The sequence below is a fragment of the Fusibacter paucivorans genome (genome assembly GCF_018390735.1).
Taxonomy (GTDB): Bacteria; Bacillota; Clostridia; order Peptostreptococcales; family Acidaminobacteraceae; genus Fusibacter; species Fusibacter paucivorans.
In genome coordinates, this window is record NZ_JAHBCL010000032.1 from 32,093 (window position 1) to 50,274 (window position 18,182).

Here is an 18,182-nt window from a genome sequence, read left to right on the forward strand (position 1 = left end):
TAATTGAATGGAAAAGAACGGTGCACAAATCATATTGGAAGTACTCCATGAACATCAGATAGATACGATTTTTGGTTATCCCGGCGGTGCTGTCATTCCTTTTTATCATGAGCTGCATGACCAAATGGATCGCTTTAAGCACATTCGGACATCACATGAACAAGGGGCTGTACACGCTGCGGATGGTTATTCGAGATCGACTGGCAAACTCGGTGTCTGTGTTGTCACTTCCGGACCGGGTGTGACGAACACAATCACGGGTATTGCGACAGCCTATATGGACTCGGCGCCGCTCTTGGTCATATCAGGGCAAGTACCTTCTGTACTGTTGGGAAAAGATTCATTTCAGGAAGTTGATATTACTGGAATTGCGATGCCTGTTTCAAAGTATACTTTTTTGGTTAGAGACCTGAAGGATATGGAAAAAACGGTTCGAAAGGCGATTAAAATTGCGACGTCCGGACGCCCGGGGCCAGTACTCATCGACATTCCGAAAGATTTGTTTATTAAGCAGACGACGTATCCTTCAGAGGCAGATATGTCTTTTGAAATGCAGTCGCCAACGGTTGATATGGCAAAAGTTCAGAAGGCAGTTGAACTGATTAATGCATCGGAAAAGCCAATCGTCTACGCTGGCGGCGGCATTCGCATTGCCAATGCTTCTGAGGCGCTTAGAACCTTTTGCTTATCAAAGGAAATTCCAATCGTCAATACGTTGATGAGTTTAGGAACATTCCCGAGAAAACATGATTTGTCGCTGGGTATGGTTGGCATGCACGGCTATCCCGAAGCGAATCTCGCCATTACGCATTCGGATCTTATTATTGCCATTGGTGCGCGCTTTAGTGATCGCGTCATTGGCAATCCAAAGGACTTTGCACCGAATGCCAAAGTTGTCCATATTGATTTTGACTTGACCGAATTCAGCAAGAATATCGATTCGGACATTGATCTATGTGGCAGCCTCAATGAGATACTCGCAGCCTTTAACGAACGTGTTAACGTTAAGAAAAGGCAGGCGTGGATTGATGAAATCGTGGCGTATTCGAAGATTCAACAGGAAAAACCGGGCGATGTTATGACGCCTAAAAACCTTATACAAACCGTTGCAGAAGGCGTTGGTGATTCAGCGGTAATCGTTACCGATGTCGGTCAACATCAGATGTGGACGGCGCAGTATTATCCATTTACGGAGCCAAGGCAGTTTATCACATCGGGTGGACTCGGCACAATGGGATTTGGTCTGGGTGCGGCGATTGGTACAAAGCTTGGCAATATGGATAAGCCAATTGTCTTGTTTACCGGTGACGGGAGCTTTAGGATGAATTGCAATGAGCTCGCAACAGTTTCGGGCTATAACCTGCCAATTTTGATCGTGCTCATGAACAACCATGCACTGGGTATGGTGCGTCAGTGGCAAAAGCTTTTCCAAGGAGAGCGTTATGCTGAAACGACGATTGAGCAGAATGTAGATTATTGTAAACTGGCGGGTGCTTACGGGATTGACAGCATTAAGGCAGATAATCTTAAAACGCTTGAAGATGCTGTACGACAGTACCGAGAAACGGGGAAAGCACTCTTCGTAGAATGTACCATTGATCAGAATGAGGATGTTTATCCAATCGTACCGCCGGGACAGTCAATTGATAAATACATTTTAAGGTAATGACGGAAGTCGGTTTTCAATAGATGAATAGGTTAGTATGTGAAAAAGGATACCCTGCCAAGGGTATCCTTTTATTTTTTTGATCATTGTTTGAGGGATAATATTGCGCATTTGACGGACAGCAATGTCGACGGTATATTCAATGCCAAGTTTGGTTGACATGCTCACGATATTGACAGTTTATGATGCGAATGTCAAATGCTTTGGTTTAAATCTTAAAACACGCATTGCATTGAGTACGGCGAGTAATGCGACGCCGACGTCGGCAAAGATGGCCATCCACATCGAGCTGAGGCCGAAGACGCCCAACGCCATGATAGCGACTTTTATGCCAATGGCGAAGATAATGTTCTGCGTGACGATTTTTTTCGTCTGAGCGGCAATATCGAAAGCGTCAAGGATACTTGTGAGCTGATCCTTCATGATGACGATGTCGGAGGCTTCAATGGCGGCATCACTTCCGAGGTCGCCCATGGACAAACCAAGTGTTGCGCCTGCGAGAACAGGTGCATCGTTGATGCCGTCGCCGACGAAAGCCACCTGATGACCTTTTTCGATAAGTTGATTGACAATTTTATATTTATCCGCCGGCATGAGCTCTGCATGATAGTCATCGAGATGAAGGGCATTCGCAACAGCGCTGGCGACTGCAATTTGATCACCTGTAAGCATGACGGTTTTCTTGTGTGCTTTCTTTAAGATTTCAATAACGGCACGCGCTTCGTCCTTTATATGATCCTCAAGTGTGATGCTGCCAAGGTATAGGCCGTCAGCGGCAATGTAAACAACTGTATTGGCTGGTGAAACCAGTGGTGTAAAGTCAATTTGATGCGTTTTTAAAAGTTTTTCAGTACCTGCTAGATAGGTTTTGCCATCCAATGTCGCTTTAATGCCCATCCCACTCAGTTCTTCATACCGTTCGCTTAAGTCGACAAAACCCATCTCGCTTGAATTAAACTGAGGATGAGCGGTTTCGCCAGCCGACAAAATCGCTTTGGCAATGGGATGATTAGAGTGTGCTTCAATGCGTTTGGCGATAGACAGCAGCGCATTTGCTTCTAAGTCATTTTCGGGTGTAATAGCTGCAACTGCAAGTTTTCCATACGTCAGTGTACCAGTCTTATCAAAAACAACGGTATCAATGGTATTGAGTGCTTCTAAATAGTTGCTGCCTTTGATGAGAATGCCATTGCCGGAGGCATTGCCGATACCGCTGAAAAAACCCAGTGGAATTGAAATAACCAAGGCACAAGGGCAGGAGATGACGAGGAAAATAAGCCCGCGATACAGCCATGTGCTAAATTGATCAAAACCGAGTATAAATGGCGGTATGATGATGATTATGGCTGCGAGCAGAACGACAATTGGCGTATAATATCGTGCAAATTTGGTGATAAAATTTTCTGTAGGTGATTTTTGAGCAGTGGCGTCCTCAACGAGTTCGAGTATCTTGGTCACAGTGGAATCTTCGTAGCGCTTTGTTACAGCGATTTCGACAACGCCTGTAATAACGACGCTGCCGCTTAAAATCGCTTCGCCGCGCGTAAGGAAAACAGGTTTTGATTCACCTGTCAGGGCTGAAGTGTCCACAGAGGTTTCACCCTTTTGGATAGTGCCGTCAAGGGGGACTCGCTCGCCCGGTTTTACACGGATGATATCACCCACAGCAATGAATTCGGGGGATTTATCCACTGTTTCACCGTTTGCGACGAGATGGGCGATTTCGGGTCTGATATCCATCAGAGCTTCAATGGCGTGGCGCGATTTGCCCACGGCGAGATCTTGAAAGTATTCGCCGATTTCATAAAATAGCATCACGGCAACGGCTTCGGGATATTCACCAATGCCAATGGCACCTATGGTTGCTATAAACATGAGAAAGTTTTCATCGAACCACTGCCTGTTAACCAGATGCTTAATCGCCTTAATGATAACTGGATAACCTGACAGCAGATAAGTGAATAGCAGGAGCCCAAGCGTTACACTTTCAGGTAGACCTTTTAACAGTATTGCAGCAGCAAAGAAGATGAGCCCTGACAATAGACGCAGGCGTTCGCGCCCTTCGCTGGAGGTTGTTTCTTCGCTTACGGCTGCTTCGGGTGTTTTTACAATGACATCGGGTTCATAAGTATGAACAATTTTGACAATGGCGTCCATGGAAAGCTGCTGCTGACGTGTTTCATCAAAAGCATAGACGAGTTTTGACTTTGAGAAGTCTACATAAGCTTCTTCGACGCCTTCAACAGCTTTGACAGCCGATTCAATTTTTGCGGCGCAGTTAGCGCATCCTAGTCCCTCTAGGACATAAGTAATTTTTGACATGTTAATACCTCTTATAGGACGTGTGAAATGTGATCCAATCCTTGTCGCAGGATGGTATGCACATGATCATCGTCAAGTGCATAATAAACAGTTTTGCCGTCTTTTCGATTGCGAACGAGCTTTGCTTGCTTGAGCACTCTGAGTTGATGAGAAATGGCAGATTGCGTCATATCCAGCACGTTGGCGATATCGCAGACACAGAGCTCGGTGACAGAAAGCAAATGCAGGATTTTGACCCTTGTTGGATCGCCGAAAACCTTGAACAAGTTAGCGAGATCCCCTGCAACATGCTCAGTCATAAGGACTGCTTTGCCTTTGGTAACTGTATCGTTGTTGGCGGTATTGCATTGACAAGTTGTTTCCATATAGATACCTCGTTTTTATTTGAATATATGAGCAACTGTTCATATGTTATTGTTTAAATTATATCATAGTCTCTTTAATTCTGCAAGAGATGATATTGCTAAAACAGCCGGAATGAGGCATGTTGGCGCTGTAAAAGCGTTGAATTTAGAGAGCGCGAATGAAAATGATAATCTTTTTCATTGACATTTTTTCGAACGTGAATTATACTGTTTTTGTTTCATATATTCGAAATAATGCAAATAGATGATAGAAGGAGTTTATCGATGGATGCGAAAGAAATCTATAAAAGACATGCCGCTTTTTGTCAGCTGATGTCGAATCCAAAGCGGTTGGAGATCATTTTTCTAATTGGCAAAGAGGCGATGTGCGTGGATGAGATTGCAAAGAAAATGGATGTTCGCGTTGCCAATGTATCTCAGCATCTGGCTTTAATGCGTGATAAAAATGTAGTTTCAACGTCACGAGAAGGTACAAAAGTATACTATCGGCTTACGAGTCCAAAGCTCTTGGAGGCGTGTACGCTGATTAGAGAAATAATGCTTGATCAGGCTAAAGAAGAATTGGCTGCATTACTGGATGCGGATTCATGTCAGTAACAATTGAGGTAGAAAGGCGGTAATATTATGTGGCAAATACTTAAAAAAATAAACAAAAATCTTATCGTTGCGATTCCGACGATTATGGTCATTGGCTTTATCTATGGACTATTTAATCAAACGGCATTTTTAAAGAGCTTTATTTTGCCTTTTACTTTTTTAATGGTCTATCCAATGATGGTGACATTAAAAGTCAAACAAATACTGACGGCGGGGGATACGAAAGCGCAGTTGCTGTCGCAGGGGATTAATTTTTTAATCATTCCGTTTATTGCCTATGCACTTGGCAAAGTGTTTTTCGCAAACTATCCCTACATGGCGTTGGGCCTTGTGTTAGCATCACTGCTGCCAACGAGCGGCATGACGATATCTTGGACTGGATTTGCGAAGGGCAATGTCGCGTCAGCGGTCAAAATGACGGTTATTGGTTTGACACTGGGATCATTGCTAACGCCCTTCTATTTAAAATTTTTAATGGGTGCCTATGTGACAATTGATTTGATCGGCATTGTCAGACAAATTGTACTAATTGTTTTCTTGCCAATGGTACTTGGGTTTATAACGCAGCAGGGACTCATCAGGCGTTATGGAGAAAAGACATTTCAAACGACATTGGCGCCTCGTTTTCCGGCGCTTTCATCCATTGGCGTCTTAGGGATTGTTTTCATCTCCATCGCTTTAAAAGCCAAGACCATTGCGGCATCGCCGGGCATGCTTTTGCAGCTGCTGATCCCGCTTGTGATCTTATATGCGATCAATTATATAATCAGCACTTTTGTGGGCCTTAAGTTATTGGACCGCGGCAATGCTATTGCGCTTGTCTATGGGACGGTGATGCGCAACTTGTCCATTGCACTTGCCGTTGCAATTAATGTCTTTGCAGAAGCCGGATCTGATGCGGCACTGGTTATCGCAGCTGCTTATATTATTCAGGTTCAGTCGGCGGCTTGGTATGTAAAGCTGAATGATAAAATCTTTGGTCGTCAACATTCAGAAACTCTAAAAGCAGAACTTGCATCTGAAACGGCAAAGGCGTAATTACTTGAAGCGAATGGTTAAAAGTGAAGAGATTGATAAAACAAAAGACGCCGCTGGCGTCTTTTAACTTACAAAATTGTTTTTTTCATGTTAAACACCCCGTAAGGCATTTGTCTTACGAGGTACTCAAAGGTTATCGCAGCATTTGTTTTTATTGCGTTTTTAGTTGCGACGCGTTAAACTTGTGCTGCTGAGCAGTGTATCTGCTAGTGTTGAATTTAAGTTTGAAAATGATTCATCCAGGCGGTCTAGATCTTTTGGATCAAGCGAATTCAAATGTGTACTGATATCCATTGAAAAATCGTCAAGTGTTGTTTCGACTATACGTCGGCCTCTTTCGCTGAGCGAAATGTAGTAGATGCGTTTGTCGCCTGAATCGACTCTCTTGTTCAAATAGCCCTCTTGAATTGCGTTCTTAACGTAACGGCTGCAATTTGGAAGTGAGATATTCAAGAGTTCAGAAACTTCAGAGATCGTCAGCTCATTATGACGGTAAACGGTATGGAGCAAGTTAAATTCCAATTTGCTGACTTCAGCGTTTTGATTTTTCTTAAAGCTGTTTTGGATGACTTCTTCATATATATCATTGAAGATAATGACTTGCTTCATGATGTTTTTGATTTTTTTGTCCTTCATAAAATCACTCCTTATATAGATTATAGATTTTTGAAGCCCAAAATGCAATTCGTAATCTCAAAGTTTCGTTTTCTTACAAAAATGTCAACGTATTGATTTAAGGGCGAATTTGGCCTTGACCATAGACGATATACTTAATCGTGGTCAATGCCTCGAGTCCCATTGGGCCTCTTGCATGAAGTTTCTGCGTACTGATGCCGATTTCTGCGCCAAAACCAAAGACGCTGCCGTCAGTAAATCGTGTTGATGCGTTAACGTATACAGCCGCGGAATCAACTTTGTTTAAAAAGGTTGTCGCATTGCTGTAATCGTCAGTTAAAATGCTTTCCGAGTGGTGCGTGCTATATTGTTCAATGTGATCAATGGCGTCCGTCATGGAATCGACACATTTTAACGCCAGTTCGTAATCGAGATACTCTGTGAAGTAATCCTTTTCAGTTGCGGGGCTGTACGCAAGTGCCGTTTCATCCAGAACTTTCGCAAAGGCAGGACAAGCGTGCATTTTAACATCGTTTTCCGCCAGCGCTTTGACAAGCGGTGCAGCCAGAGCTGCCATTTCATCCGTATGGACGAGAATGGTTTCAACGGCGTTGCAAGCGCCTGGTTTTTGCATCTTTGCATTGAGAATAATATCAATGGCATTTTGTACATCATACCCTTTGTCCACATAGATATGACAATTTCCCGTACCGGTTTCGATGACGGGAACCCGGGCGTTTTCCAGAACGAACTGAATGAGACCGGCGCCGCCTCGTGGAATGACACAGTCCACGTATTCGGTCTGTAAGAGCAAAAGTTTCGTTGCTTCACGATCTGTTGTATCAATGAACTGAACTGCTTCTACAGGCAAATTAGAGCGCCTGAGGCCATCTTTAATGGCTTCAATCAGGACGCGGTTGGTACCTAATGCGTCTGAACCGCCTTTCAGGATAACGGCATTTCCTGTTTTGAGACAGAGAACCGCCGCATCTACCGTGACATTTGGGCGCGATTCGTAAATGATGCCGATAACGCCTAAGGGGACGCGCTTAACCCCTATTTGCAGGCCGTTTTCGTTGACCCACATTTTATCGACATTGCCGATTGGATCTTTTAGTTTAATCGTATCTTCAATACCGGTTAAGATGCTTTTAAAAACTTTTTCATTGATGGCAAGGCGTTCAATCATCGCTTCTTTGGTGCCGTTTACACGAGCGCGTTCGATATCTTCCGCGTTGGCTTCGAAGATTCGCGTTTTATAATCGTTGAGTGCATCGGCGATATTTGTCAGCAGCGCATTTTTCGATTTTTCATCGAGTGTTCTGAGCTGGACGGAAGCGCGTTTTGCCCCTTGGCTTAACGTTTCGATGTATCCCATTGTTAACTCCTTAATGAAAGTTGAAGTAAGTGCCGACTTTTTCGCCATTGAGTGCTTTGTTGATGACGTTTTCTGTTGCGCTGTTGACGATGAGCAGCCTTTTTGAAACACCGTGCAGGATTCGCGCAGCGTTGAATTTTGTAATCATCCCGCCTGTGCCCACATTACTGTCGGTGCCTGAGGCGTTAATGGATTCGAGTTCGCTGAGTGCTTTGATTTCAAACAGCTGTTCAGCATCGTCGTAGCGGTGTGGATCTTTATTAAAGACGCCGTCAATATCCGATAAAATAATGAGCATTTCGAAATCGGTGAGCTTACAGACTTCTGCTGAAAGTGTATCGTTGTCGCCCACTTTGATTTCATCAATGGCAACGACATCGTTTTCATTGATAATTGGAATAACCTGATGTTCTAATAATTTATCAAGCGCGTTTTTGCAGTGTTCCACACGCGTTGGTTCATACATATCTTCCTTGGTGAGCAAGACTTGTGCAACGCCGACACCGTACTCTGAAAAAAGCTTTTCGTACATGTGCATAAGGTCTGTTTGACCAACGGCTGCAGCTGCTTGCTTCTCGGGGATTGTCTTCGGTCGTTCCTTGAGTTTCATCTTGCCCATGCCGGCTGCAATGGCGCCGGAAGATACGATGATGACTTCCTTGCCGCTATTGTAAACGTTTACGATCTGTCTCACGAGCTTTTCCATTTTCCAGAGATCGATGAGACCGCTTTCATGGGTAAGTGAAGAAGAACCGATTTTGATGACGATGCGATTGAGTCCAATAATACTACTTCTCATATCGTGCCCCCTAATGTAAATAATCTGTCAAAAATTTTGTAATTAATCCTGTGATTATAACATATTGAGGCGGTGCTGTAAAGTGGTGTCAAAGCTATGCGGTTGCCCGTTTTGTAAAGTCTTAATCGACAATGGAAAGAAGACTGCTCGAAGCCGATACAAGCGCTAAAATGTCACAGTAAAAGCAACAGGCGCACGGGATAGGTCTAAAGGGGTAGACCATGCCGATGCGCCTGCTGGCAATATAGAGAATGGGTATTAAACGCTTATTTGAATGGTATCGGGACTGTATTAGCCGATCATAAAAGAGAGTTCTGCTTCGCAGACCTTCTTGCCATCTACAGTTGCGATTGCTTTTCCGATGCCGTAATTATCTCTGGAGCGAATGATGGTGACAGTAAGTGTCAACGTATCACCAGGGATAACCTTTTTTCTGAATTTACATTTGTCGATACCGGCGAAATAGGCAATTTTACCGCTGTTTTCCGGTTTTTTTAACAAGGTGACCGCGCCCACTTGCGCTAGTGCCTCAACGATGAGTACACCGGGCATGACGTGTTCCTGAGGGAAATGTCCCTGAAAAAAGTATTCATTGGCTGTCACGTTTTTGATCCCCGTTGCAGAGAGACCTTCTTCGATTTCGACGATGCGGTCGACGAGCATGAAGGGGTAACGGTGCGGGATAATAGATTGAATGGCATTGCTGTTTAACATTATGGTCACCTACGCTTCAAATTTTCCGAAGATTAGCGTCGCATTATGACCGCCAAAACCGAGTGAGTTCGTCAATGTATACTGAACAGGCTGATGGCGGCCTTCGTTTGGTACGTAATCAAGATCGCACAAGGGATCGAGTTCTTGGAGATTGATGGTTGGCGGAATATAATTATTTAAGATGGATTCGACACACACCATTGATTCAATGCCGCCCGCTGCACCGAGTAAGTGGCCTGTCATCGATTTGGTGGATGAAACGGGCACTTTGTAAGCATAATCACCAAATGCTGCTTTGATCGCAGCGGTTTCGAAGATGTCATTATACGGTGTGCTGGTGCCGTGTGCATTGATGTAGCTAATTTGTTCTGGCGCTAAGCCTGCGTCTTTTAGTGCGCGTTTAATGGCGCGTGCGCCGCCTTCGCCGCCTGGTGCTGGTGTTGTGATATGATGGGAGTCACTGGTAGAACCATAACCCAATACCTCGGCATAAATCGTAGCACCGCGTTTCTGTGCATGTTCCAGTGTTTCGAGCACGAGCATTGCGGCACCTTCCGACATGACAAAACCACTGCGTTCTTTGTCAAATGGAATGGAGGCGCGCATAGGATCATGTGCTTCACAGAGTGCTGTCATCGCTTGAAAGCCACCGATGCCAAGTTTTGAAATTGAAGCTTCTGCGCCGCCGGCAATGATGACATCGTGATAGCCGCCTCTCAGTTCTTTCAGTGCTTCACCAATGGCGCTGGCGCTAGAAGCGCAAGCGGTGTTGTATGTCAAGCACGATCCTTTAACACCCAATGCGATGGAAACATTACCCGCAGCCATGTTGGAAATGGACATGGGGATAAAGAATGGTGAGATTCGATCTGCACCGACGGTGGTGAGTTTTGCAGCATTTTCCTCAATCGTGTTGAGACCGCCAATGCCGCTCCCGAGATAAACGCCGATATTTTCTGCGTTGTCATCATTGATTTCGAGTTTAGCATCTTCAACGGCAAGTTTTGATGCTGCAATGGCAAAGTGTGTAAAGCGATCCATACGCTTGGCTTCTTTTTTATTGATATAATCGGTTACGACAAAATCTTTGACTTCGCCTGAAACTTTTACTTTAAAGTTTTCAGTGTCAAAGGATTCGATAGGACTGATTCCGCACTTGCCTGCCATGATGGCATCCCAAAAATTCTTTCTGCCGGTCCCGATTGGTGAAATGGTTCCCATACCTGTAATGACAACTCTATTTTTCATGAATGTTAATCCTCCGATTTATTTTAACCTTGATTGATCTGGTTGATATAAGTTGTTCAAAACCATTTCATAAGGAATAGTTATCAAGCGGTTTTGAACAACCGATAAACCAGAAATGTGTAATATGAGCAAGCTACAGGGTCATACCGCCGTCAACCTGAATGACTTGTCCTGTAATATAATTGGCATCATCTGAAGCGAGGAAGACGACTGCTTTTGCGATATCTTCCGGTTTGCCAAAACGCGCCAGCGGAATTCTGTCAACCGATGCTGTTTTGGCTTCTTCGCTGATCGCATCGGTCATTTGCGTTTCGATAAAGCCGGGGGCGATGGCATTAACGGTAATATTACGGGGTGCGAGTTCTTTTGCGATTGCTTTGGTAAAACCGATGATCCCTGCTTTAGAGGCTGCGTAGTTGGCTTGTCCCGCATTGCCGAAAATGCCAACGACTGATGAAATATTGATGATGCGGCCAAAACGCTGTTTGACCATCATGCGGCTGACGTGTTTAGTGCAGTTGAAAGTACCTTTTAAATTGGTCGTGTTAACAGCATCAAAATCAGCTTCGCTCATACGCATAATCAAGTTATCGCGCGCAATGCCGGCATTGTTGACAAGTAAGTCTACCCTGCCAAAATGTGTTTTGGCGGCACTGATAATTGCTTCGGATTCTTCAAAGGAACCGACGTCGCCCTGAACCAAAACAACTTCTGTGGTAAGGGTAGCGGCGAGTGCTTCGAGTTCATCTCGACTCGCACGGTAATTTAAAACTAAATTGTATCCGTTTTCAGACAGTGCCTTTGCGATGGCGCTGCCGATTCCGCGACTGGCGCCAGTGACAATTGCAACTTTCATGTATTCACCTCAACTCTGTATTATTACAACTGAAATAGTGTAGATGACGATTTTTAGATGGCGCGCTCTTGGTGTTGAGCGGACAGGTAATCGACAGCTTGATTCAATGAATCGATATCATTGATCGAGAGGACTTTGATCTTTCGGTTTATTTTTGCAATAAAGCTCGAAAGTGCTGTACCCGGGCCAAACTCAACGATGGTATCGATGCCCATCGCCGTCATGGACTCGATGCATTCGATCCAACGAACGGCACTGGTAACCTGTTTTGCCAAGTAGTTAGGAATATGGTTTTCCGAAGGGACGATACGACCGTTGACATTTGAAATAACGGGCACTTTCATCTCGCCGAAACGGATGGTTTCAAGTTCAGCTGCTAATTGTTCTTCTGCGGGTTTAAGCATGGATGTGTGGAATGGTGCACTGACTGGAAGCGGCAGTGCGCGTTTGGCACCAGCTTCCTTTGCAATTGATTCGACCTTGTCCAGCGCTTTGAGTTCACCGCCGAGGACGATCTGTTTTGGCGAATTGTAGTTGCAGACCTCGACAGTGCCGTAGGCAGACGCTTCTTCGGCAACGCGTTCTGTATCTTCGACGGATAATCCCATGACGGCAACCATGCCGCCGACCCCCATTGGCACGGCCTCCTGCATAAAGGCGCCGCGCTTTTTAACGAGTTGAACGGCATCGTCAAATGCAATGGAACCCGATGCAACGTGTGCGGTATATTCTCCTAAGCTAAGGCCGGCAACTGCTGTCGGCTTGATATTGATTTTAGATTCGAAAGCTTTGAGCATGGCAACGGAAGTTGTCAGGATCGCAGGTTGTGTAATTTCAGTTTCATTTAGTTTTGTTTGAGGACCGTTGAAGCAAAGGGTTTTTAGATCGTAACCCAAAGCCAAATTTGCACGGTCGTATACCACGCGTGCATTTTCGAATTGATCGTAGAATGCTTGTCCCATACCTTCTTTTTGTGCGCCTTGTCCGGCAAATACATAACCGATTTTCATCTTCTGAACCTCACTTTCATTGATGGTAGACCAGTGACCGTTTAACGATAATACTGAAAACAGCATTTTTGGCAGCATGTCATCAAATGTTATCAGGCAGCTTCTAAATCAAACGGTGTGCTATGTTCGCTTATATTAATAGTTTATTTTTGACAGTGTACGGTTAATGACTTTGTGACAGTCGTCAAACATCTCGGTAATGATTTCCGATGCCGTTTGCGATTGACGAACGAGTCCGGCTATTTGGCCGGCCATGACCGAGCCAAGGACGACATCACCATCGACAGCGGCACGTTTTAATGCGCCGGAGCCAAGTGCGTCAATCGCCTCAGCGGGTGCGTTGTTTTTTTCAAGTTCTGAAAACTGTCGATACAGTTTGTTTTTCAGGATGCGGACAGGATGGCCTGTTGAGCGGCCAGAAACCACTGATGATGTATCTTTGGCATCTAGGATCATTTGCTTATAATGATCGTGTACGGTACATTCTTTTGCCACGAGAAATCGCGTGCCGACTTGAATGCCGTCAGCGCCGAGCATAAAGGCGGCGGCAGCGCCGCGACCGTCTGCAATTCCGCCGGCACTGATTACGGGACATTGAACGGCATCAATGACTTGCGGTGTCAGCGCCATCGTCGTCAGTTCGCCGATGTGTCCGCCGGCTTCAGTGCCCTCTGCGATGACGGCATTGACGCCGAGTCCTTCCATGCGTCTGGCCAGTGCAACGGATGCGACGACTGGTATGACCATAATGCCGGCAGCTTTTAGTGCGTCGATATATTTACCAGGGCTTCCTGCACCGGTTATGACAATGGGAACTGCTTCGTCGATGGCGAGCTGTATAATATCATCTGCGTGCGGGCTGAGGAGCATGACGTTAAGCGCGTAGGGCTTTGTGGTCATTGTCTTAATTTTTTTTACTTGTGCTTCGACGTGGATCCTTTCAGCATTGCCACCTGCAATAACACCCAAACCGCCGGCTTCTGAAACCGCAGCGGCAAGTGATGCATCTGAAATCCAAGCCATGCCGCCTTGAATGATAGGATATTCAATTCCGAGCATTGCACATAAAGATGTCTTGATCATAAAACCTCCGGAGTAGCGCATTAGTCTTCCTTATTATAAGGGCGCTTGTTTATAAAAAGTTTATAAATGTCCTTATAAAGAAAATCCTAGACAAGGCTAGGATTTTTTTACTTTTATGTTTTCAATTGATTTATATTATGAGTAATCCGTTTCTATTTGTCGATATAATTAACGATGTCACCAACCGTTTTAATATTGACGGTATCTTTCTCATCGACTTTGATGCCGAAAGCATCTTCGATGGACATGATTAAGTCGACCATATCTAATGAGTCAGCACCCAAATCTTCGCGGATATTGCTCTCAAGTGTTACTTCATCTGCATCCAAACCCAATTCCTCTACCAGTAAATCTTTTACCTTTTCAAATGTCATTGCTTGTTCCTCCTTGATATTCAATTATATAATGATAAAATTCATTTGATATTCAAACTAATTGACATACAAAGTATAGAAGATTGTGAAGCTTCAATCAAGGCATTTTATAAATTGTTTATAATTCCGTATAAAATGTTCATAAAGCATAGCTGCAGTGATACAATACCGAAATGATGGTTGCTTAGAGCGGCGATCTGTAGAGATACAATACGAAAAATATGAACATTATTAATAGAAAGCAAATAAAAGAACGTATATCCATAAATGAAAAGTGCATAAAAAGCATAATTATGCAAGGTGGGTGCTTTAAAAAATAAAGATATGTTATTTTGTCCGCGGTAGGCAATCGAATTAAATAAAGTTAAATGTCCCCTTTTGTTTATTATATTCGATAAAGGTGATGATAAAGGGGCGAAAGTACAGTTTCTTAAACAAAACGGTTGTATTTTTATGAAAAGATTGCTATATTAGTATGAAATATATGGAGGCAAGCAAATGAAAAAGTTTAAAAGGGTTTTAGTCGCAAACCGTGGTGAGATTGCGATACGGGTTTTCAGAGCCTGCCACGAACTCGGCATTAGAACAGTTGCCATTTATTCTAGAGAAGATCAGAATTCACTTTTCCGAACAAAAGCGGACGAATCCTATCTAATTGGCCAGAACAAGGGGCCGATTGATGCTTATTTAGATATTGATGAAATCGTAAGAATTGCTGTAAAAAAGGGTGTTGATGCCATTCACCCAGGCTATGGTTTCCTTGCGGAAAACCCGGAGTTTGCAAAGAAATGTCAAGATGCCGGCATTGAATTCATCGGCCCGACGCCGGAGATGATGATTGCCGTTGGCGATAAGATTAAGTCGAAGATTGTTGCAGTGGCAGCAGGCGTACCCGTTATTCCAGGTGTTGAAAAGCCAATTGCAACGGATGAAGAAGCGGTATCATTTGCAAAGCAGGCAGGTTATCCTGTGATCCTCAAAGCATCTGCAGGCGGAGGCGGAAGAGGAATGCGAATCGTTAGAGATGAGCGTGCATTGCTCGGAGAATACCGCATGGCAAAGAATGAAGCGAAAAAGGCATTCGGTAATGATGATATATTTATTGAGAAATATCTTGAAGCGCCAAAACATATAGAAGTACAGCTGCTGGGGGATAAACACGGCAATATTGTACATCTCTATGAGCGCGATTGCTCCATCCAAAGACGGCATCAAAAGGTGATTGAGTTTACGCCGGCGCTTAGTATATCGACAGCGCAGCGTGAGGCCATTTGCGGCGATGCGATTAAAATTGCGGCGTCTGTCAATTACCGTGGTGCGGGAACGGCAGAATTTCTCGTCGATAAAAGCGGCAAACACTATTTTATTGAAATGAATCCGCGGATTCAGGTCGAGCATACAGTATCAGAAATGGTAACGGGCATTGATATCGTCCAAAGCCAAATTCTAGTAGCGGAGGGCTACGCACTCGATTCAGATGAAATCGGCATTAAAAAACAATCGGATATCGAAGCGCGCGGTTATGCTATTCAATGTCGTGTGACAACAGAAGATCCTAAAAATGACTTTATGCCTGATACGGGAAAAATAGATGTGTATCGTACAGGCAGCGGTTTTGGCGTTCGTCTCGACGGCGGCAATGGTTTTACCGGCGCCGTTATTACGCCATACTATGACAGTTTACTCGTTAAGTGTACGACGTGGTCTCGAACATTCGAAGATGCGATCCGCAAGTCGATACGCGCCGTGAAGGAAATCAAGATTAGCGGTGTTAAGACGAATACGGACTTCCTTATTAATGTTCTCAACCATCCGACGTTTAAAGCCGGGCAATGTGATACGAATTTTATCGCAGAAAATAAATCCTTGACGGATTTTAAATCAAAGACGGATAAAGAACTTCGCGTGCTCTCGTTTATCGGTGAAAAAGTCGTCAATGAAACAAAGGGCAATAAACAGGAGTACGACGTGCCTGTCGTTCCGAAATTTGATGAGAAAACGCTGCAGTTTGGGACAAAGCAAATTCTCGATCAAAAAGGTGCTAAGGGGCTAATGGACTGGATTCGCGGACAGCAGAATCTTCTCATTACCGATACGACCATGCGCGATGCGCATCAATCGCTGATGGCGACGCGTGTGCGAACCGTTGATATGAAAAAGATTGCCAGAGCGACGGCAGCGATGGCACCGGAACTCTTTTCACTTGAAATGTGGGGTGGTGCAACGTTTGATGTTGCGTTCCGCTTCTTAAAAGAGAATCCTTGGGAACGTCTGGATGTTATTCGGGAACGCGTTCCGAATCTCCTGTTGCAAATGTTAATCAGGGGTTCAAATGGCGTCGGCTACAAGAATTATCCGGATAATGTCATCAAGGCTTTGGTAGAAGAAGCAGCAATGCGCGGCATTGATGTCTTTAGAATTTTTGATTCGCTTAACTGGATTGACGGCATGAAATATACCATTGATCAAGTGCTTCAAACCGGTAAGGTTGCAGAGGCTACGATTTGCTATACAGGTGATATCCTCGACGAGTCACGCGATAAATATTCGCTCAAATATTATGTGAATATGGCAAAGGAACTTGAGAAGACGGGTGCACACATGATCGGCATCAAAGACATGTCAGCACTGTTGAAACCGTATGCGGCAAAAAAACTGGTAACGGCGCTTAAAAATGAAGTGACCATTCCTATTCACCTGCATACACACGATACCACGGGCAACGGTGTTTCTGCAATGCTCATGGCTGCCGAGGCAGGTGTTGACATTGTCGATGCGGCATTCAGCAGCATGTCGGGGCTGTCAAGCCAACCATCGCTGAACAGTATCGTAGCGGCAATGCAGAATTCCAATCGGGATACGGGGATCAACCTTGATCATATTCAGCAGATTTCGGATTACTGGGGCAATGTTAGACCGGTATACAAACAGTTTGAATCAGATCTTAAGACAGCTAGTGCTGAAATCTATAAATATGAGATTCCAGGTGGCCAATATTCAAATCTAAAACCACAGGTTGAGAGTTTTGGCCTCGGTCATAAATTTGGCGAAGTGAAGGAAATGTATAAAACGGTCAACGATATGTTAGGCGATATTATTAAAGTAACACCTTCATCTAAAGCCGTTGGCGACATGGCGATCTTTATGGTTCAGAACGAGTTGACGCCGGAAAACATTTACGATAAAGGAAAGAACCTAGCGTATCCTGATTCGATTATTTCATATTTTAAAGGCCTTATGGGTCAGCCGCAGGGCGGATTTCCTGAGCCGCTTCAAAAATTGGTGCTCAAGGACGAAAAGCCGATTACTTGTCGTCCGGGAGACTTGCTGCCGCCGGAAGACTTTGGTGAAATCGATACGCATTTGAGAAATAAGTATAAAATTAAACCGTCGAAGTCGGATATCGTCAGTTATGCCCTCTATCCAAAAGTGATTGATGAGTACTTTGACTATCTTCAAAAAACGGGTGATTTTAGCCGTATGGGCAGTGATGTCTTCTTCCATGGTCTCAAGGAAAATGAAACATGTGAAGTTGAAATCGAAGATGGCAAAATTCTTATTGTGAAGCTTTTGGAAATTGGCAAACTGCAAAACGATGGTCAGCGCAACGTTATTTTCGAAGTGAACGGGAATCGCAGAGAAGTTTCGATTAAAGATACGGCATCAAAACAAGTGGCGCAAACATCTAGTATCGTCATGGCAGATGAAGACAATCCTTGTGAAGTCGGTAGTCCAATTCCGGGTAAAGTCTTTAAAATTCTCGTTCAGGAAGGGGATGCTGTCGAAGAAAATACACCGCTCTTCATCATTGAAGCCATGAAAATGGAAACGGTTGTCAGCGCACGCCAAGCGGGAACAATTGAAAAAATTTACGTCAAACAGGAGCAAATTGTAAAATCGGGTGAATTGCTGGTCGCATTTTGCTAAGCACATGACGTTAGAGCATTTAGTGAGAAAGTGCTGTTGTAAATCTAAGCCATTAGATAAGCAACGGCACTTTTTTTGGTGTGCCCGGTATGGGCGTAATCTAACGGGTGAGAGTCCCTAACACACCCTGGTAGTGGGAAGTGTATAGCTTAAGGCAAGGGTGTCCTTGGCGACGAGGAATCTGAAGAAA

General features: G+C 44.4%; 15 protein-coding genes. 4 read left to right on the top strand and 11 right to left on the bottom strand.

Going from position 1 to position 18,182, the window contains the following annotated elements; translation table 11 throughout:
- Nucleotides 1-7 precede the first annotated feature (7 nt).
- A complete protein-coding gene (ilvB, locus tag KHM83_RS15815; RefSeq protein WP_213238011.1) occupies nucleotides 8-1,666 on the top strand; it encodes a biosynthetic-type acetolactate synthase large subunit in 1,659 nt (552 codons plus the stop codon).
- Nucleotides 1,667-1,846: 180 nt separating this feature from the next.
- On the opposite strand, the gene KHM83_RS15820 is transcribed toward ilvB, so the two are convergent.
- On the bottom strand, nucleotides 1,847-3,988 hold the full coding sequence (locus tag KHM83_RS15820; protein WP_213238012.1) for a heavy metal translocating P-type ATPase: 2,142 nt from the start codon (nucleotides 3,986-3,988) through the stop codon (nucleotides 1,847-1,849).
- Between the two features lie 11 nt (nucleotides 3,989-3,999).
- Nucleotides 4,000-4,353 (bottom strand): ArsR/SmtB family transcription factor, encoded by a 354-nt coding sequence (locus KHM83_RS15825; RefSeq protein ID WP_213238013.1) that lies wholly within the window; start codon nucleotides 4,351-4,353, stop codon nucleotides 4,000-4,002.
- 264 nt (nucleotides 4,354-4,617) lie between these two features.
- On the opposite strand from KHM83_RS15825, the gene KHM83_RS15830 reads away from it, so the two are divergent.
- Both KHM83_RS15830 and KHM83_RS15835 read left to right on the top strand, forming a co-directional pair.
- On the top strand, nucleotides 4,618-4,950 hold the full coding sequence (locus tag KHM83_RS15830) for an ArsR/SmtB family transcription factor (RefSeq protein ID WP_213238014.1): 333 nt from the start codon (nucleotides 4,618-4,620) through the stop codon (nucleotides 4,948-4,950).
- A gap of 27 nt (nucleotides 4,951-4,977) precedes the next feature.
- The gene (locus KHM83_RS15835) at nucleotides 4,978-5,988 is read left to right on the top strand and encodes an arsenic resistance protein (protein ID WP_213238015.1); all 1,011 of its coding nucleotides are present in this window, start codon (nucleotides 4,978-4,980) and stop codon (nucleotides 5,986-5,988) included.
- A 162-nt stretch (nucleotides 5,989-6,150) separates the two neighbouring features.
- On the opposite strand, the gene KHM83_RS15840 is transcribed toward KHM83_RS15835, so the two are convergent.
- The 9 genes from KHM83_RS15840 to acpP all read right to left on the bottom strand — a co-directional run bounded on the left by KHM83_RS15840 (nucleotide 6,151) and on the right by acpP (nucleotide 14,065).
- On the bottom strand, nucleotides 6,151-6,624 hold the full coding sequence (locus KHM83_RS15840) for a MarR family winged helix-turn-helix transcriptional regulator (RefSeq protein WP_213238016.1): 474 nt from the start codon (nucleotides 6,622-6,624) through the stop codon (nucleotides 6,151-6,153).
- Nucleotides 6,625-6,721: 97 nt separating this feature from the next.
- Complete coding sequence (locus KHM83_RS15845; RefSeq protein ID WP_213238017.1) at nucleotides 6,722-7,981, bottom strand: glutamate-5-semialdehyde dehydrogenase; 1,260 nt, start codon at nucleotides 7,979-7,981, stop codon at nucleotides 6,722-6,724.
- A 10-nt stretch (nucleotides 7,982-7,991) separates the two neighbouring features.
- Nucleotides 7,992-8,780: a glutamate 5-kinase gene (proB, locus tag KHM83_RS15850; protein ID WP_213238018.1), complete on the bottom strand. Its 789-nt coding sequence runs from the start codon at nucleotides 8,778-8,780 to the stop codon at nucleotides 7,992-7,994.
- A gap of 291 nt (nucleotides 8,781-9,071) precedes the next feature.
- On the bottom strand, nucleotides 9,072-9,503 hold the full coding sequence (fabZ, locus tag KHM83_RS15855) for a 3-hydroxyacyl-ACP dehydratase FabZ (protein ID WP_213238019.1): 432 nt from the start codon (nucleotides 9,501-9,503) through the stop codon (nucleotides 9,072-9,074).
- The gene (fabF, locus tag KHM83_RS15860) at nucleotides 9,504-10,742 is read right to left on the bottom strand and encodes a beta-ketoacyl-ACP synthase II (RefSeq protein WP_213238020.1); all 1,239 of its coding nucleotides are present in this window, start codon (nucleotides 10,740-10,742) and stop codon (nucleotides 9,504-9,506) included.
- A gap of 133 nt (nucleotides 10,743-10,875) precedes the next feature.
- Nucleotides 10,876-11,598: a 3-oxoacyl-[acyl-carrier-protein] reductase gene (fabG, locus tag KHM83_RS15865; RefSeq protein WP_213238021.1), complete on the bottom strand. Its 723-nt coding sequence runs from the start codon at nucleotides 11,596-11,598 to the stop codon at nucleotides 10,876-10,878.
- A 53-nt stretch (nucleotides 11,599-11,651) separates the two neighbouring features.
- Entirely contained in the window at nucleotides 11,652-12,608 is a 957-nt protein-coding gene (fabD, locus tag KHM83_RS15870) for an ACP S-malonyltransferase (RefSeq protein WP_213238022.1), read from the bottom strand.
- 135 nt (nucleotides 12,609-12,743) lie between these two features.
- On the bottom strand, nucleotides 12,744-13,691 hold the full coding sequence (gene fabK, locus KHM83_RS15875; RefSeq protein WP_213238023.1) for an enoyl-[acyl-carrier-protein] reductase FabK: 948 nt from the start codon (nucleotides 13,689-13,691) through the stop codon (nucleotides 12,744-12,746).
- 152 nt (nucleotides 13,692-13,843) lie between these two features.
- Nucleotides 13,844-14,065 carry an acyl carrier protein gene (acpP, locus tag KHM83_RS15880; RefSeq protein ID WP_213238024.1) on the bottom strand — a complete coding sequence of 74 codons (222 nt, stop codon included), beginning with the start codon at nucleotides 14,063-14,065 and terminating at the stop codon, nucleotides 13,844-13,846.
- A 498-nt stretch (nucleotides 14,066-14,563) separates the two neighbouring features.
- On the opposite strand from acpP, the gene KHM83_RS15885 reads away from it, so the two are divergent.
- On the top strand, nucleotides 14,564-17,992 hold the full coding sequence (locus tag KHM83_RS15885; RefSeq protein ID WP_213238025.1) for a pyruvate carboxylase: 3,429 nt from the start codon (nucleotides 14,564-14,566) through the stop codon (nucleotides 17,990-17,992).
- The last annotated feature ends 190 nt before the right edge of the window (nucleotides 17,993-18,182 follow it).

Excerpts from the sequence above, each read along its gene's own strand:
- ilvB (WP_213238011.1), top strand. The coding sequence starts at position 8 with ATGGAAAAGAACGGTGCACAAATCATATTGGAAGTACTCCATGAACAT.
- KHM83_RS15820 (WP_213238012.1), bottom strand. The coding sequence starts at position 3,988 with ATGTCAAAAATTACTTATGTCCTAGAGGGACTAGGATGCGCTAACTGC.
- KHM83_RS15825 (WP_213238013.1), bottom strand. The coding sequence starts at position 4,353 with ATGGAAACAACTTGTCAATGCAATACCGCCAACAACGATACAGTTACC.
- KHM83_RS15830 (WP_213238014.1), top strand. The coding sequence starts at position 4,618 with ATGGATGCGAAAGAAATCTATAAAAGACATGCCGCTTTTTGTCAGCTG.
- KHM83_RS15835 (WP_213238015.1), top strand. The coding sequence starts at position 4,978 with ATGTGGCAAATACTTAAAAAAATAAACAAAAATCTTATCGTTGCGATT.
- KHM83_RS15840 (WP_213238016.1), bottom strand. The coding sequence starts at position 6,624 with ATGAAGGACAAAAAAATCAAAAACATCATGAAGCAAGTCATTATCTTC.
- KHM83_RS15845 (WP_213238017.1), bottom strand. The coding sequence starts at position 7,981 with ATGGGATACATCGAAACGTTAAGCCAAGGGGCAAAACGCGCTTCCGTC.
- proB (WP_213238018.1), bottom strand. The coding sequence starts at position 8,780 with ATGAGAAGTAGTATTATTGGACTCAATCGCATCGTCATCAAAATCGGT.
- fabF (WP_213238020.1), bottom strand. The coding sequence starts at position 10,742 with ATGAAAAATAGAGTTGTCATTACAGGTATGGGAACCATTTCACCAATC.
- fabG (WP_213238021.1), bottom strand. The coding sequence starts at position 11,598 with ATGAAAGTTGCAATTGTCACTGGCGCCAGTCGCGGAATCGGCAGCGCC.
- fabD (WP_213238022.1), bottom strand. The coding sequence starts at position 12,608 with ATGAAAATCGGTTATGTATTTGCCGGACAAGGCGCACAAAAAGAAGGT.
- fabK (WP_213238023.1), bottom strand. The coding sequence starts at position 13,691 with ATGATCAAGACATCTTTATGTGCAATGCTCGGAATTGAATATCCTATC.
- acpP (WP_213238024.1), bottom strand. The coding sequence starts at position 14,065 with ATGACATTTGAAAAGGTAAAAGATTTACTGGTAGAGGAATTGGGTTTG.
- KHM83_RS15885 (WP_213238025.1), top strand. The coding sequence starts at position 14,564 with ATGAAAAAGTTTAAAAGGGTTTTAGTCGCAAACCGTGGTGAGATTGCG.